This is a genomic window from Dysgonomonas sp. BGC7 (assembly GCF_001261735.1).
Lineage (GTDB): Bacteria > Bacteroidota > Bacteroidia > Bacteroidales > Dysgonomonadaceae > Dysgonomonas.
Window position 1 is genome coordinate 99,148 of sequence record NZ_CVRP01000004.1, and the last position, 13,259, is coordinate 112,406.

Annotated in this window: 13 protein-coding genes; 3 read left to right on the forward strand and 10 right to left on the reverse strand. The window is 36.6% G+C overall.

What is annotated here, in order from left to right; all coding sequences use genetic code 11:
* Nucleotides 1-58: 58 nt before the first annotated feature.
* On the reverse strand, nt 59-1,201 hold the full coding sequence (nspC, locus tag BGC7_RS03015) for a carboxynorspermidine decarboxylase (protein ID WP_050700092.1): 1,143 nt from the start codon (nt 1,199-1,201) through the stop codon (nt 59-61).
* 173 nt (nt 1,202-1,374) lie between these two features.
* Here nspC and BGC7_RS03020 point away from each other — a divergent pair, with 173 nt between their 5' ends.
* Together BGC7_RS03020 and BGC7_RS03025 are read left to right on the forward strand one after the other, a co-directional pair.
* Nucleotides 1,375-2,046: a hypothetical protein gene (locus BGC7_RS03020; RefSeq protein ID WP_157258648.1), complete on the forward strand. Its 672-nt coding sequence runs from the start codon at nt 1,375-1,377 to the stop codon at nt 2,044-2,046.
* A 48-nt stretch (nt 2,047-2,094) separates the two neighbouring features.
* Complete coding sequence (locus BGC7_RS03025) at nt 2,095-2,736, forward strand: thiamine diphosphokinase (protein WP_050700094.1); 642 nt, start codon at nt 2,095-2,097, stop codon at nt 2,734-2,736.
* 6 nt (nt 2,737-2,742) lie between these two features.
* Here BGC7_RS03025 and BGC7_RS03030 read toward each other — a convergent pair whose 3' ends face one another.
* From BGC7_RS03030 to gyrB, 4 genes are all read right to left on the reverse strand, one after another.
* Entirely contained in the window at nt 2,743-3,174 is a 432-nt protein-coding gene (locus BGC7_RS03030) for a SufE family protein (RefSeq protein WP_050700095.1), read from the reverse strand.
* Between the two features lie 8 nt (nt 3,175-3,182).
* Nucleotides 3,183-4,178, reverse strand: coding sequence for a M28 family peptidase (locus BGC7_RS03035; RefSeq protein WP_050700096.1), 996 nt, complete (start codon nt 4,176-4,178; stop codon nt 3,183-3,185).
* A 161-nt stretch (nt 4,179-4,339) separates the two neighbouring features.
* Nucleotides 4,340-4,903 carry a terminase small subunit-like protein gene (locus BGC7_RS03040; protein ID WP_050700097.1) on the reverse strand — a complete coding sequence of 188 codons (564 nt, stop codon included), beginning with the start codon at nt 4,901-4,903 and terminating at the stop codon, nt 4,340-4,342.
* A gap of 654 nt (nt 4,904-5,557) precedes the next feature.
* Nucleotides 5,558-7,513 carry a DNA topoisomerase (ATP-hydrolyzing) subunit B gene (gene gyrB, locus BGC7_RS03050; protein WP_050700099.1) on the reverse strand — a complete coding sequence of 652 codons (1,956 nt, stop codon included), beginning with the start codon at nt 7,511-7,513 and terminating at the stop codon, nt 5,558-5,560.
* 247 nt (nt 7,514-7,760) lie between these two features.
* Between gyrB and BGC7_RS03055 the strand changes: the two genes are divergently transcribed.
* Nucleotides 7,761-9,275 (forward strand): CotH kinase family protein, encoded by a 1,515-nt coding sequence (locus BGC7_RS03055; protein WP_050700107.1) that lies wholly within the window; start codon nt 7,761-7,763, stop codon nt 9,273-9,275.
* 72 nt (nt 9,276-9,347) lie between these two features.
* On the opposite strand, the gene BGC7_RS03060 is transcribed toward BGC7_RS03055, so the two are convergent.
* From BGC7_RS03060 to BGC7_RS03080, 5 genes are all read right to left on the reverse strand, one after another.
* The gene (locus tag BGC7_RS03060) at nt 9,348-10,106 is read right to left on the reverse strand and encodes a glycosyltransferase family 2 protein (RefSeq protein ID WP_050700100.1); all 759 of its coding nucleotides are present in this window, start codon (nt 10,104-10,106) and stop codon (nt 9,348-9,350) included.
* 47 nt (nt 10,107-10,153) lie between these two features.
* On the reverse strand, nt 10,154-10,681 hold the full coding sequence (locus BGC7_RS03065; protein ID WP_050700101.1) for a hypothetical protein: 528 nt from the start codon (nt 10,679-10,681) through the stop codon (nt 10,154-10,156).
* Between the two features lie 88 nt (nt 10,682-10,769).
* Nucleotides 10,770-12,146, reverse strand: a complete 1,377-nt coding sequence (locus tag BGC7_RS03070) for an alpha/beta hydrolase family protein (RefSeq protein ID WP_050700102.1) — start codon at nt 12,144-12,146, stop codon at nt 10,770-10,772.
* Nucleotides 12,143-12,742: a hypothetical protein gene (locus BGC7_RS03075; RefSeq protein WP_050700103.1), complete on the reverse strand. Its 600-nt coding sequence runs from the start codon at nt 12,740-12,742 to the stop codon at nt 12,143-12,145. Before BGC7_RS03075 ends, BGC7_RS03070 begins: the two co-directional genes overlap by 4 nt.
* Nucleotides 12,714-12,995 carry a DUF2089 family protein gene (locus BGC7_RS03080; protein ID WP_050700104.1) on the reverse strand — a complete coding sequence of 94 codons (282 nt, stop codon included), beginning with the start codon at nt 12,993-12,995 and terminating at the stop codon, nt 12,714-12,716. Before BGC7_RS03080 ends, BGC7_RS03075 begins: the two co-directional genes overlap by 29 nt.
* Between the last annotated feature and the right edge of the window lie 264 nt (nt 12,996-13,259).

Here is a 13,259-nt window from a genome sequence, read left to right on the forward strand (position 1 = left end):
ATGAAACGCTTACATAGACACCTTATTGCTTACACCCTCTTTTTTAACATTTTCGGGATCAGCTCATACGATTCTTATAATCATCATAGCTAAACTCCCTATATATTTCGAGCTGGTTATATCTATTCCACAATGCTATTGCCGGATGGGATATACCATTGAACATCGTAGTTTTAACAATAGTATAATGTATCATATCTTCAAATATAATTTTATCACCAACTAATAGAGGCTCATCGAAAGACCATTCGCCAATAAAATCACCACTAAGGCAACTACTGCCTCCCATACGATAAGTAGGCAGACCGTTAACAGGCTCATGATAAGCCCCTCTGATACGAGGTTTGTAAGGCATCTCGAGGCAGTCAGGCATATGGCAGGCGAACGATACATCTAGTATCGCAGTCTTTATTCCTCTATTCTCCACAATATCCACTACTGTAGAAATCAGCACTCCCGTTTCCCATGCAAATGCACTTCCGGGCTCCATTGTTATTTCAAGGTTTGGATATTTAGCTTTAAATGCCAGTAAAAGCTTGATCAAATGCTCTACATCATAATCTTTACGAGTCATTAAATGCCCACCACCCATATTGAACCATTTTACCTGAGAAAGTAGATGACCGAATTTTTCTTCTATTACCTCCAATGTCTTTTCCAGATCGTATGAAGACGACTCACATAATGTATGAAAATGCAAGCCCTCAATACCTTCGGGCAGTTTCTCTCCTAACTGATCAACAGATACTCCCAAACGGGAACCGGGAGTCGCCGGATTATACAAATCTGTTTCTACAAGAGAATATTCCGGATTGATACGCAAACCACATGAAACTTTTTTTCTATGCTTCAATGTTTCAGGATAGAAACGTTCGAACTGAGAAAGTGAGTTAAAAGTAATATGGCTGCTATATCTCATAAACAGAGAAAAATTATCTTCCGTATAAGCAGGACTGAAAGTATGCGCCAAACTACCCATTTCCTCATACGCCAGTTGAGCTTCATACACTGAACTAGCTGTCGAATAAGGCACATACTCCCGTATGATAGGAAAAGATTTCCACATAGCAAAAGCCTTAAACGCAAGTATTATGTTTACTCCGGCTCTTTCTTTTACAGATTTGATAAGTGAAAGGTTTTTTCTTAGTAGTTCTTCCTCCATTACAAAACAGGGGGATGGTACTTTATTTATTTCTATCATTTTAGTTGAATATATTTTTTATATTTGAGGATCAAAGATATTAATTTTTACTCTATAATATTTATCTTAGCAAAAGTAAAAAGTCTATCCGATACTTCACAAGGACTTTCGTTTTCCGATTACACAATATAGATAAAGTAATATTAAACAAATAACACTAAACTTTAAGACTTATGCAACTCTCGAAACATATCTTTACCCTACTACTTGCTCTCCTATTGATACAAGGAGCCAGTGCACAAATTCCATATACGGAAATCTATCCGGGAATAAGAATATCTATAGACAAAGAGAAACTCGACGTCTCCCGATATAGATACAAGTACAAAGGTTCTATACTCGACTATAGCGAAACTATGCCTGATGGTACCCTCCTACAGATCAAATCATACGGAAAGACTTCGACTATAGAAGTATTCGAGAAGCCTCCATTGCCCGCTATTCATATCATCTACAAAGAGTTTTATGCAAATGGAGACTTAAAGCAAAAAGGTGTCTTTCTTCCATTACAATTCAAGGTCGGTAAATGGATAGAATGCAGCCAGTCGGGAAGTTGCACAATAACAGACCATGAGGAAGGACGCAATACTTATGGCTACAACGATATACTCGAATATCTGGAGCTGGAAAAAATGTATGGTAACACCGATGGAAATGCATATGAATGCTCTTTCTGGTATACCCCCGAAAGCTATACATGGGGTGTGCGTATAAACAAAGACGGCAATCAATACAAGATGTTCGAATTCGACAGCAAAGGTCGGGATGAAGTTCGAGAATATGACCTTACCTCGAAAGCATCAGCCGTACCCATAGTTGGAACTTTTGAACAAGAGGAAGAATAAAAAGAAAACTATTCGTTAATTTTGTTGTTTTATTTTTCAAACAGCAAAATGAAGAAATATAGTTTACCCGATATAAGCAAAGCTTCCGATACTGTAGTATTGGCAAATGGAGAGTTTCCCTCCCACCCTATAGCGCTGTCCATACTTGAAAACTGTAAATTTCTTGTATGTTGCGATGGAGCTATAAACAGTCTTACCGGAACAGACAAACAGCCAGATGCCATTGTGGGAGATTGCGATTCTCTTTCGGCAGAGAACAGAGAACTATTTGCCGACATCATTCATAGCATTCCCGAACAGGAAACAAATGACCTTACCAAAGCCGTAACTTTTTGTATCCAACAAGGAAGAAGAGAGATCACCATACTTGGTGCTACAGGCAAACGAGAAGATCATACGATTGCCAACATTAGCCTTCTGTGCGAATATATGAAAGGCTGTGATGTGCAAATGATAACAGACTTCGGCGTTTTCAATGCTATAGATAGCAATTCTATGTTCGAGAGTGTGCCAGCACAGCAAGTCTCTCTATTCTGTGTAGACCCTTGTATTGTGACCTCACATAATTTACTTTATCCTATCAAAGATCGTATTTTCACCAATTGGTGGCAAGCCACTCTTAACGAATCTATGAGCAATGAATTTGCAATAAGAACAAACGGCAGACTGATTGTATACAGGGCTTTTTAGCCAATATTATTCAGCAAGCTCCTTTGCCCTATATGCCATTGCATAGAATCGTATTTGTTTTATCATCGACACCAATCCATTGGAACGTGTTGGCGACAGGTTTTCCTTCAATCCTATTTTCTCGATAAAGTAAAGATCTGTATTTATTATTTCGTCAGGCGTACGGTTCGACAATACTTTTATCAACAATGCTATTATACCTTTCACTATTACTGCATCGCTCTCTGCTTTGAATACAACCCTACCGTCCACATAGTCTGCCTGTAGCCAAACCCGGCTCTGACAACCTACAATAAGGTTGCTCTCAACTTTAGATTTCTCATCCAGCTTTTCCAAAGAATTTCCCAATTCGATAAGTAAGGCATAACGATCCATCCAATCGTCGAACATGGAAAACTCTTCTACTATTTCGTCTTGCACTTCATTTATTGTTGCCATTTCTCTCTTTATTTTTCCTTATATATTACTTCTAACACTGTTTGTCCAACAGCTATTAAAGTTTCTTTACTAATATTACTCATATCATCTTTCTGAGTATGCCACGCATGGAAGAATCCCGAATCGGTTTTCGGATTATAATCTATAATATCAATACTAGGTATACGAAGTACTTCGTTTACAGGAACATGATCGTCAGTCACACCTCCGCCATCTTCTCCGATAAAGTAAGCACCATGATCTAATTGGCCAGCTGTACTCCAAACTTTCTCCACTATATTAGAAGCATATCGCTTCGAGTAATATTCTTTATAAAATTTTGCACCATCGGCTCCGACCATATCCAGAAGAATACCGAACTTAGCTTTATAGCCGGGTATATGAGGATTTTCAGCCCAATATCGTGAACCTAAACACCATGTATGATCTGTTGATCCTCCATACATTTCAGAAAATACAGGAACACCATAGTCTTCGGCATCGAAGAAAATTATATCCACACCTATTTCGGGAGACTTGGTTTGCAAAACTCGCGCGACTTCCAAGAGGACGCCGACTCCGCTTCCCCCATCATTAGCCCCCAGCAAAGGCTTTTTATGATTGGCTGGATCTGCATCATGATCTGAGTAAGGGCGGGTATCCCAATGGGCAAATAACAGCACCCTGTTCTTTTTATCCATCCCATATGACCCTATTATATTGCGTGCATTCAGCTTAGTGCCGTTATATGCAGTAACTACCATTTTCTGCTCAGTTACCTCTGCGCCAAAGCGTTTAAGCTCAGCTACCAGATAGTCGCCACAAGCTATATGTTGTGCTGTATTAGGCACTCTCGGACCAAAAGCAACTTGTTTATCTACAAACGCATATGCACTATCTCCGCTAAAATCGGGAGATATTTTTTCGTATGCAACCACCGATTGTGTATTTTGAGTTGTCTTGCCACACGAACATGCTATAAAAGAAAAGGCGCAAACTACAATTGCTATATTTTTTATTGTCATCTTCTAAAGATTAAGTTACAAGGCACAAAGATAAGGATTAGTTATAAGTATTAAGATATAAGATATGAGTTTTTTAGGATATTACACATTTCGATTTTAACTAAAAAGTAACGAATGTAATGAATATCTGCCTATTTTTTTTATTTTAATTTAGCATGCAATCACACGACTACCGACATATAGTTTTCATCCTCTTGCACACTCTTTACCTGTTCTTCGGACAATCCTATACTGCGCATTTTGTGTTTGAAGTCAATGATTGATTTTACTGCATTTACAGGATTCACATCTTTGGGTATTTTCATTACGATAGGCTTATCTGTATGTTTTACAACCTCTTGATTAGTTTCATTTTTCCTTTTCTCTTGACGTTCCAAAACCATCTTCAACACATGCGCTTTTGGTGCACGCTTCTTCTTGGTAACAATCCTAGATTTTATTTTTTCGCTTCCGTATCCGTCATCTTCATATACATATTTCTCGGTCACCTCTACATATCCTTCCAGCTCTTCTCGTAACGAACGACGAGCTAGAACAGCTAAAGCATCATCGCGACGCTCTTCGGCATCTTTTACCGCTTCACGAAACTCCGGTTTTGTCTTTTTCCATTCATAAAATGTTTTTGTATTTATCTTCAACGAATTGCAGATTTCGGTAATAGAATAATAATCAGCCTCGATAAGTGATACTATGCGGTTTGCCAGTCTTTCTGTGTATTTTGCCATAATGATTAAGAATTTAGATTAATAGATAAGTAAGACTTTCTTTATAGATAATTTATTCTTAACCTGATAAATCAAAAAAGGTTATGACTAATTGCCATAACCCTTTCTTTATCTATACTTAAAACAAACAGAACTTTGTCAATATAGTGATGTACACCAATTCTATAATAAGAAATAGAATACTTAGAAGAACTCGCTTCTTGGCCTTTATTCTCATTACATTCTCTATAATCATAACAGCCGCAACCAAAACAAGAAGAGCATATAACAAATAATTTCTTCCGTAATTGAGGTAAGTAATATCAACAAAGCTAGTTATTGATACTATCAGCATTATTATATTTAAGACAATATACAGATACAACTCTTTACCTTCTAATTTCATTAAAATAACATTTACTATGTTTCAGCAAAAAATCATTACATATTTATATATATCAACATATTGATTTTCGATTACTCAATTTCTCCCGGATATCCATTATTACACGACAAAAAAAGTAAGGCAATACCTATAAGCAAAGCATTTAATAATACTCTTTCCATAATAAAAGAATTAAGTTAATAAAAAAACAACACTACTAATTAACAAAAAAAGGTTATGACTCTGATTGTCATAACCTTTTCTTATAATAATTTCTTATCTATTACTTCTTAAGCATCGATTTTTGCATAAGTAGCATTTTCTTCAATAAATTCGCGGCGAGGAGCTACATCTTCTCCCATAAGCATCGAGAAAACGTGATCTGCTTCCGCTGCACTCTCTATTGTCACCTGACGCAAAGTACGGTGCTCAGGATTCATTGTTGTATCCCAAAGCTGCTCAGCGTTCATTTCTCCTAGACCTTTATATCGTTGTGTATGGATTGCATTTTCGTCTCCATCTCCGTATTTGTCGATAAATGCACGGCGTTGTCTGTCATCCCAGCAATATTCTTCAACCTTACCTTTACGACAAAGATACAACGGAGGAGTAGCTATATATATATAACCTCTCTCCAGTAAAGCTTTCATATGACGGAAGAAGAATGTCAGTATAAGTGTCGCAATGTGGCTTCCATCCACATCGGCATCGGTCATGATAACTACTTTATGATAACGCAGTTTGTCAAGATTCAATTCTTTAGAATCTTCGTCTGTACCGATAGTTACCCCCAAAGCCGTATATATATTTTTTATTTCATCGCTCTCAAGCACTTTGTGAGGCATTGCTTTTTCCACATTCAGTATCTTACCTCTAAGAGGAAGGATAGCCTGAAATCCACGGTCGCGGCCTTGCTTGGCTGTACCACCCGCCGAGTCTCCTTCAACAAGGAATATCTCACATATTTCAGCATTTTTACTAGAGCAGTCTGCTAGTTTTCCGGGAAGACCACCTCCTGTCAGAGGAGATTTGCGCTGTACCATTTCGCGGGCTTTACGGGCTGCTGCACGAGCTGTAGCCGCAAGTATAACCTTTTCCACGATAGTACGGGCTTCCTTTGGATGTTCCTCTAGATAATGCCCCAAAGCTTCACCTACTGCCTGATCTACAGCACCAATAACTTCGTTGTTACCCAGCTTTGTTTTGGTCTGTCCTTCAAATTGAGGTTCAGCTACTTTAATAGAAACTACGGCTGTCAGACCTTCTCTAAAGTCATCACCGCTAATTTCCACTTTTACTTTTTCAAGCATTTTCATATCTTCAGCGTACTTTTTCAAAGTACGGGACAATGCTCGCCTAAAGCCAGTAAGGTGAGTACCACCTTCTATTGTGTGTATATTATTCACATAAGAGTATACATTTTCATTGTATGAAGTATTATATGTCATTGCTACTTCGACAGGAGTTCCTTGCTTTTCGGTAACAATATGTATAACATCTTCAATCAAAGCTTCTTTAGAAGCATCTATATAACGAACAAACTCCTCAAGTCCCTTTTCTGAGAAAAAAGTATCAGACTTATACGATCCGTCTTCTTTCATTTGCCTTTCGTCGGTAAGCGACAAACGCACACCTGCATTAAGGAATGCCAATTCGCGCAAACGAGAAGCCAATGTATCATATTTATATTCCGTAACAACAAATATAGAGTCATCAGGCTTAAAAGTAATTGTTGTACCATTGCTTGTAGATTCACCTACAGTCTCTACACCACCCTGAGGCTTACCACATGAATATTCTTGCACATAGATATTTCCCTGACGGTGAATCTCTGCACGCAAATAAGTAGAAAGAGCATTCACACAAGACACCCCTACTCCGTGAAGACCTCCCGAAACCTTATATGTACCTTTATCGAATTTACCTCCGGCATGCAATACAGTCAACACAACTTCTAATGCAGACTTGTTTTCCTTAGGCATAATGTCGACAGGAATACCACGTCCGTTATCTTGTACACTAATAGAGTTATCCTTATGTATAGTTACTTTAATGTCGTTACAGTATCCGGCCAGCGCTTCATCTATCGAGTTATCTACAACTTCATATACAAGATGATGTAATCCTTTTTCACTGATATCACCGATGTACATCGCAGGTCTTTTTCTTACTGCCTCCAAACCTTCAAGCACCTGAATATTCTGGGCCGAATAAGACTCGCTCGCAATTTTTTGTTTCTCAGTCATTTTATATTTTGCTGTTATTAAGGCGAATAGCCACCTATTGTTTTGCGTTTAAAAATCTAACAAATATACGAATTTTTATCAATATAAACAAGAAATAAGGAGAATGGATTTGATCTAAAAACAGTTTGAGAGTAAAGAAATATTCGTTATAAATTAAACCGAATACCTAATCAAACCCTAAATATTTGATTATTCTGTTTTCTTTTATTACTTTGCACCATTCTGTTAGCCCTTTAATTAAATGCCCATGAAAAGATATATTAATTTGCTTGCCTTTACTTTCTCAATATTGTCTGCTATCAGCTGCTCCGACAGCAAAGAAAATCCGATTGAAGAATTATTCTCTATTTCTAAGAATGCACTATCTTTTGATGCTTCGGCAGGAAAACAAACCTTCATTATAACCTCTAATACACAATGGCAAATAACCGCAGAGAACAATACATGGTGCAGTATAAGTAACAAAACAGGCAGTGGGACTGCCAAAATCACAGTCGAAGTTACAAAAAACACAAAAGATGTCGCACGCACATTAAAACTAACATGCACCACTTCGAACCAAATAGAATCCGTAGATATTACTCAGGAAGCGGCTATAGTGGCTTACTTTCCTCTGCTCACTATCAAAACGGAGAACAACGCCCCCATTACATCCAAAGAAAATTACGTGAATGCAGATATCTCTATCGAATCGCGAGACGAGAAAGGGATAATTGCAGAAAAGCTACACGAGGGAAAAACCGAAATAAGAGGAAGAGGAAACAGCACATGGGATATGGAAAAGAAGCCTTATAGACTAAAACTTGATAAATCGAGCGAAATACTAGGAATGCCCAAAAACAAACACTGGGTATTATTAGCTAACTATTCCGACAAAACATTGATGCGCAATGAACTTGCTTTCGAAATTAGTCGCAGAATGAAATTTGCATATACGCCGCGCATGAAATACGTGGATGTGAACCTTAACGGAACATACATTGGCAATTATATGCTGTGCGAACATATACGAATAGACAAAGACAGAGTGAATATTGCAGAGATGAAAGCATCTAACACAAACCTAAGCGGGGGATATTTACTCGAAATAGATGAACGTAAAGGGGAGCCTGTATGGTTTGAGACCAAACAAGCCAAAATAATATTTTGCGTCAATCGCCCTGAAGACATCCCCAATACCCAGAAAGAGTACATAAGCAATCACATCCAGAAAACAGAAGATATTTTGTATGACAAAAACGGGGTAGATGTAGTAAAAGAGCTGCCAAACTATATCGATTTAAAATCCTTTATCGATTATTTTCTACTAAATGAACTATCGAAAAATGTAGATGGTAATCTCCGATTAAGCACATTTGTGTACAAAGAAAAAGACAACGACAAGCTGTATTTTGGCCCTGTATGGGACTACGACATAGCATTTGGTAATGTAAATTACGACGGTTGTGAAAATCCTAATGGCTGGCATTCACGCAACTCGAAATGGTATCAACCATTCTTCTCTCATCCGGAATTTTCTAAAATGGTAACAGATCGCTGGAAAGAACTAAGAAATAAAGAACTATACGATTTAGATTCTTTTATCGACCTATTAGCCGAAGAAATGGAAAATTCACAAAAAGCTAATTTCTCAAAATGGAATATACTGGGAAAAGCAGTATGGCCAAATCCTGTTATCACAGGCTCTTATCAGGGAGAAATAGACTATCTCAAAAATTGGCTCAATCAAAGAATAAGCTGGATGGATCAGCAATTGAAATAAATAAGGCTCTACCTATACAGAAAGAAGATACTGTTTATTTACAGTATCTTCTTTCTTATAATCGTGTATATATCACCATTTTTTCAGAACCTTATTAATTAGCTTTTTGAATTTCAACACATATTTCAATTCCTTATATTTCTTATCACTGATAAAACCGTATTTATATTTTATTTTGTAGAAATCTGAATAAAAATCGAAATAAGAAGATGATATTCCACCCAAACGGAAATTGGAAATAACGACATCTATTTCTTCCAGGTCAACTCCTTGACTAGCACAACGGCAAATAAAGTCATAATCCGCCAATACTCTAATAGACAAATCAAAAGCGTCAAAACGGTCATACACTGCTTTCGACACAAAAAAGGTAGAATGCGGCAATACGCTTTCAGAAAGAAAGGATGCCCCTCTTCTCTGAACATTGAAAATACGATCGTCTTTCCACACTCGTTCTATACCGTAGATCATGGAGTTTGACTTATTTACTTTTCCGTCAGTAAATTTATTCCACATCACCTCTAAGGCATTATTCTCGTACCAATCGTCGGAGTTAGTTATTCCAACCAGTTCTCCTTCAGCGAGAGCAATACCTTTATTCATGGCATCGTAAACGCCTTTATCGGATTCGCTAATAATACGAACCACAACGCCCTTGGCTTCGAATCGGGGAATGTAACTCTTTATTTTATCTAAAGTATTGTCTTTCGATACTCCGTCTATTACAATATACTCGAAGTCTGAAAACGTTTGTCCCAGTAAAGCTTCGATAGTACCATGAATTGTATTTCCTGAGTTATAAGTTGGTGTTATTATTGATATTTTTGGCATAAAATTTCTATCGATATAATTAGCTTAGAGGAAAGCTCTCAAAAGTTTTACAGTTCATTCATTATTAAATTGTAAGCCTTAGTTATTTTGCTGGAATTCTTCTCATTCAATTCTACCACTCTGGCGCCAAAAACTGTACTGATACGCATTTTAGTGACTGATTTATTTTTCAAGGCAGATAGATCACCTGTATAAACAATGTATATATAACGACTACTTGAAGTATTGTCTACAATTGTACTAACCGTCGATTGGCTTACAAAATCAGCAACTGCACTCAAAGTGATCACAGAGTCATCATCCATCATTAATTGCAACAGAGAGCCTTTAGCAACACTATTTATGCCATTATTCCATCTCAGGCAGAGAAACTCTTTATCATCTTCATAAGTCAACTTAAAATCGAGATTAGGAGTATCTTTTGTTGGTAAAATGTTCTTCACCCCCAATCCTGTCCACGATGTATGTACTATAGTTTTTCCCGTAAATGGATCTACTCCGCTATCCTCTATAGATTGGGCTGAAACGATCAGAAACGAAAAAGTAAAAAGAGTAAGTAATATTATTATCCTCATATTATTGATAATTTAAAAAAACGACTCTCAAAGATAAGATATTAGATACAATTATTGGAAAAATATCGGAACTACTTTCTCTTCAACTTTATTTCGCAACTGTAGAAATCCAATCGGCAATATCGGACAATACTTCAGGAGATATTGTTTCCTCTATGGTTGCATACTCTGAAATATGCCCCGTATTACAATTCTGAAACAAATGATTCAGATTAGAGTATACTTTAGTCAAATAATTCTTATTACCTGCATTAGACAGTCCTTTTTCGATAGATGATATATTTATATTTGCATCCACCTGTAAGTCCTCCCCTCCATTTATTGCCAAAACAGGACATTTAACTTTTCGTAAATCATCCATAGGATCATATTCGATAAAGAAACGAAACCACGGTGAAGACATGCGCGCAAAAGAGTTCGCTGCATTTCTTTTCATATCATCCGAATCTGCCCAACCCTGTTTTTGAGGAAGTATATCATTTATAAGAGAATCTATATTAGCTTTTAGAAAATCTGTTGAGTATTCTTTTACTAAAGTCATCATTTTCTTTGCTAATAAATCGTTATCATAAGCTTTTTCTTTATCAACAATCAATGATCGCCTCTGTAAAGCAAGAATACTATCTCCTTTTACCCCTGGACCAGCCATAGATACCAGAAAAGCTACATCTTTATGTTTTGCAGCCAGCATAAAAGCAATCATTCCGCCTTCGCTGTGTCCGACAAGGCCAATTTTTTCGGGGTTAACTTCTTTCCGATTTTTCAAATAAGACAAACCTGCCAATACATCAGAAGCAAAATCCACAGATGTGGCTTTCCAGAAATCCCCTTCCGACTGGGCTGTACCTCTGTCATCGAACCGCAGTACAGCAATCCCCCTTCTGGTCAGATAGTCCGATAAAACAAGAAAAGGTTTATGCCCTAGCAATTCTTCATCTCTATTCTGAGCCCCGCTACCTGTTATTAAAATCACTGCAGGATATTTTTGTTTATTGTCAGGGTAAGTAAATGTACCCGCCAAAGCTATCCCCGCTTCTTCATTTATAAATTTCACATCTTCTTCTATGTATGGATAAGGCTTTTTAGGCTCCTGAGGTCGTTTCGTTTCAACTGTACTATTCTTCAGATTCAACGGAAAAGATTTCCCCATCTGGGTAAAAGCCCCTTCAATAAGAGTATCACCTTTCAGCACACCCGTATATTTGAATCCAATATTGGCAATTTCTAACATGAGAGTAGGACTTTCGAAACTTATTTTAGTTACAGGTATTCCCTTCGCCCCCTGATCGGGACTATCCATTGTACTTTTTAAGTAAGTACCATCTTCTTCGATATGAAATACTAATTTAAGTTTCATACCCATAATTTCGGAAGTACCACTCCAGTCGCCGACAACATTCTGAGAAAACATTGTTACAGACATAAAAAAAGCAATGATTATTAAGGTTATTTTCTTTATTTTCATGACAGGATAAATTTACTAATCAAAAACATAGAACCATAATATAGCAAATCACTAAGAATAAGAACTATTATAAATACAGCAATCCCCTTTCCTCCCTTTATATCAGTCGATACTCGAAAAGCATTCCACAGTAGAGCAATATACCAAACCACAACAATAAGCATTACAATTCCTATTGCAGTAAGAAAAACCAAACCGGACATAATCCCATCTAATTTTCCAGACAATATATCCATTGTAATATCATTCATTTTATCGAAATCCATGAAATAGCCAAAGAAAGCAGGAATTATATAAGGATACCTTGCTAAAGTAACTGTTCCAAGCACGTCCTGAAAACGAACTCCTTTAGAATAAACCTTTCCGGCTATAAAGAATAGAAAAATCGTATAAAACAAACTGACAAACTGAGATAGAAAAGCATAACCTAAATTAGCTTTTGATACTAATCTGACATTCATCGTACCTTGATAATATTGATTACCATAACAGGCTATAACAACACTCAAAGAGACCACAATAGCTCCAATAATAAAAGCTTTCCATCCGGCAATCCACACAAACGGATTATAAATCACTCTTAGTTTGTTTCTCATAGTTCTTTACTTTTTCTATAATATCATTTAATAAATTTCTTACTGTAGGATAACTCAGATTAAGATCTTTAGCCATCTCTTTAAGACTTCCACTATATTTTATAAACTTGAGAACAAAAAGCTGTTCTTCGAATGACAATAAGGCTAGAATTGGCAATTCATAATCACCAATAACTTCAGTGGTACAGTTATCACACTTCAAACTCTTCACTTTCAGTTGCACTCTACAACTCGGACAATAGGTAGGTAACATATTATATTCTTAATATCTAGAACAAATATAATCAAATATTCAATATAATTAATTAAATACTAAATATTATTTACACATAAATAAACAATATAAATATATTTGAATAAAAAAACTTGATTTTAAATAACAATAAGCAACTAGTTTTTGATTGCTTATTATATATTCATTTTCATATGCTATTATCAAGAGGCTGTAGAAGGAGGAAGTCTCTTTATATCTCATAAAACAGTTCACATTTGAGCATGTGAGGGATGTGTCTATGTC

Excerpts from the sequence above, each read along its gene's own strand:
- nspC (WP_050700092.1), bottom strand. The coding sequence starts at position 1,201 with ATGATAGAAATAAATAAAGTACCATCCCCCTGTTTTGTAATGGAGGAA.
- BGC7_RS03020 (WP_157258648.1), top strand. The coding sequence starts at position 1,375 with ATGCAACTCTCGAAACATATCTTTACCCTACTACTTGCTCTCCTATTG.
- BGC7_RS03025 (WP_050700094.1), top strand. The coding sequence starts at position 2,095 with ATGAAGAAATATAGTTTACCCGATATAAGCAAAGCTTCCGATACTGTA.
- BGC7_RS03030 (WP_050700095.1), bottom strand. The coding sequence starts at position 3,174 with ATGGCAACAATAAATGAAGTGCAAGACGAAATAGTAGAAGAGTTTTCC.
- BGC7_RS03035 (WP_050700096.1), bottom strand. The coding sequence starts at position 4,178 with ATGACAATAAAAAATATAGCAATTGTAGTTTGCGCCTTTTCTTTTATA.
- BGC7_RS03040 (WP_050700097.1), bottom strand. The coding sequence starts at position 4,903 with ATGGCAAAATACACAGAAAGACTGGCAAACCGCATAGTATCACTTATC.
- gyrB (WP_050700099.1), bottom strand. The coding sequence starts at position 7,513 with ATGACTGAGAAACAAAAAATTGCGAGCGAGTCTTATTCGGCCCAGAAT.
- BGC7_RS03055 (WP_050700107.1), top strand. The coding sequence starts at position 7,761 with ATGAAAAGATATATTAATTTGCTTGCCTTTACTTTCTCAATATTGTCT.
- BGC7_RS03060 (WP_050700100.1), bottom strand. The coding sequence starts at position 10,106 with ATGCCAAAAATATCAATAATAACACCAACTTATAACTCAGGAAATACA.
- BGC7_RS03065 (WP_050700101.1), bottom strand. The coding sequence starts at position 10,681 with ATGAGGATAATAATATTACTTACTCTTTTTACTTTTTCGTTTCTGATC.
- BGC7_RS03070 (WP_050700102.1), bottom strand. The coding sequence starts at position 12,146 with ATGAAAATAAAGAAAATAACCTTAATAATCATTGCTTTTTTTATGTCT.
- BGC7_RS03075 (WP_050700103.1), bottom strand. The coding sequence starts at position 12,742 with ATGAGAAACAAACTAAGAGTGATTTATAATCCGTTTGTGTGGATTGCC.
- BGC7_RS03080 (WP_050700104.1), bottom strand. The coding sequence starts at position 12,995 with ATGTTACCTACCTATTGTCCGAGTTGTAGAGTGCAACTGAAAGTGAAG.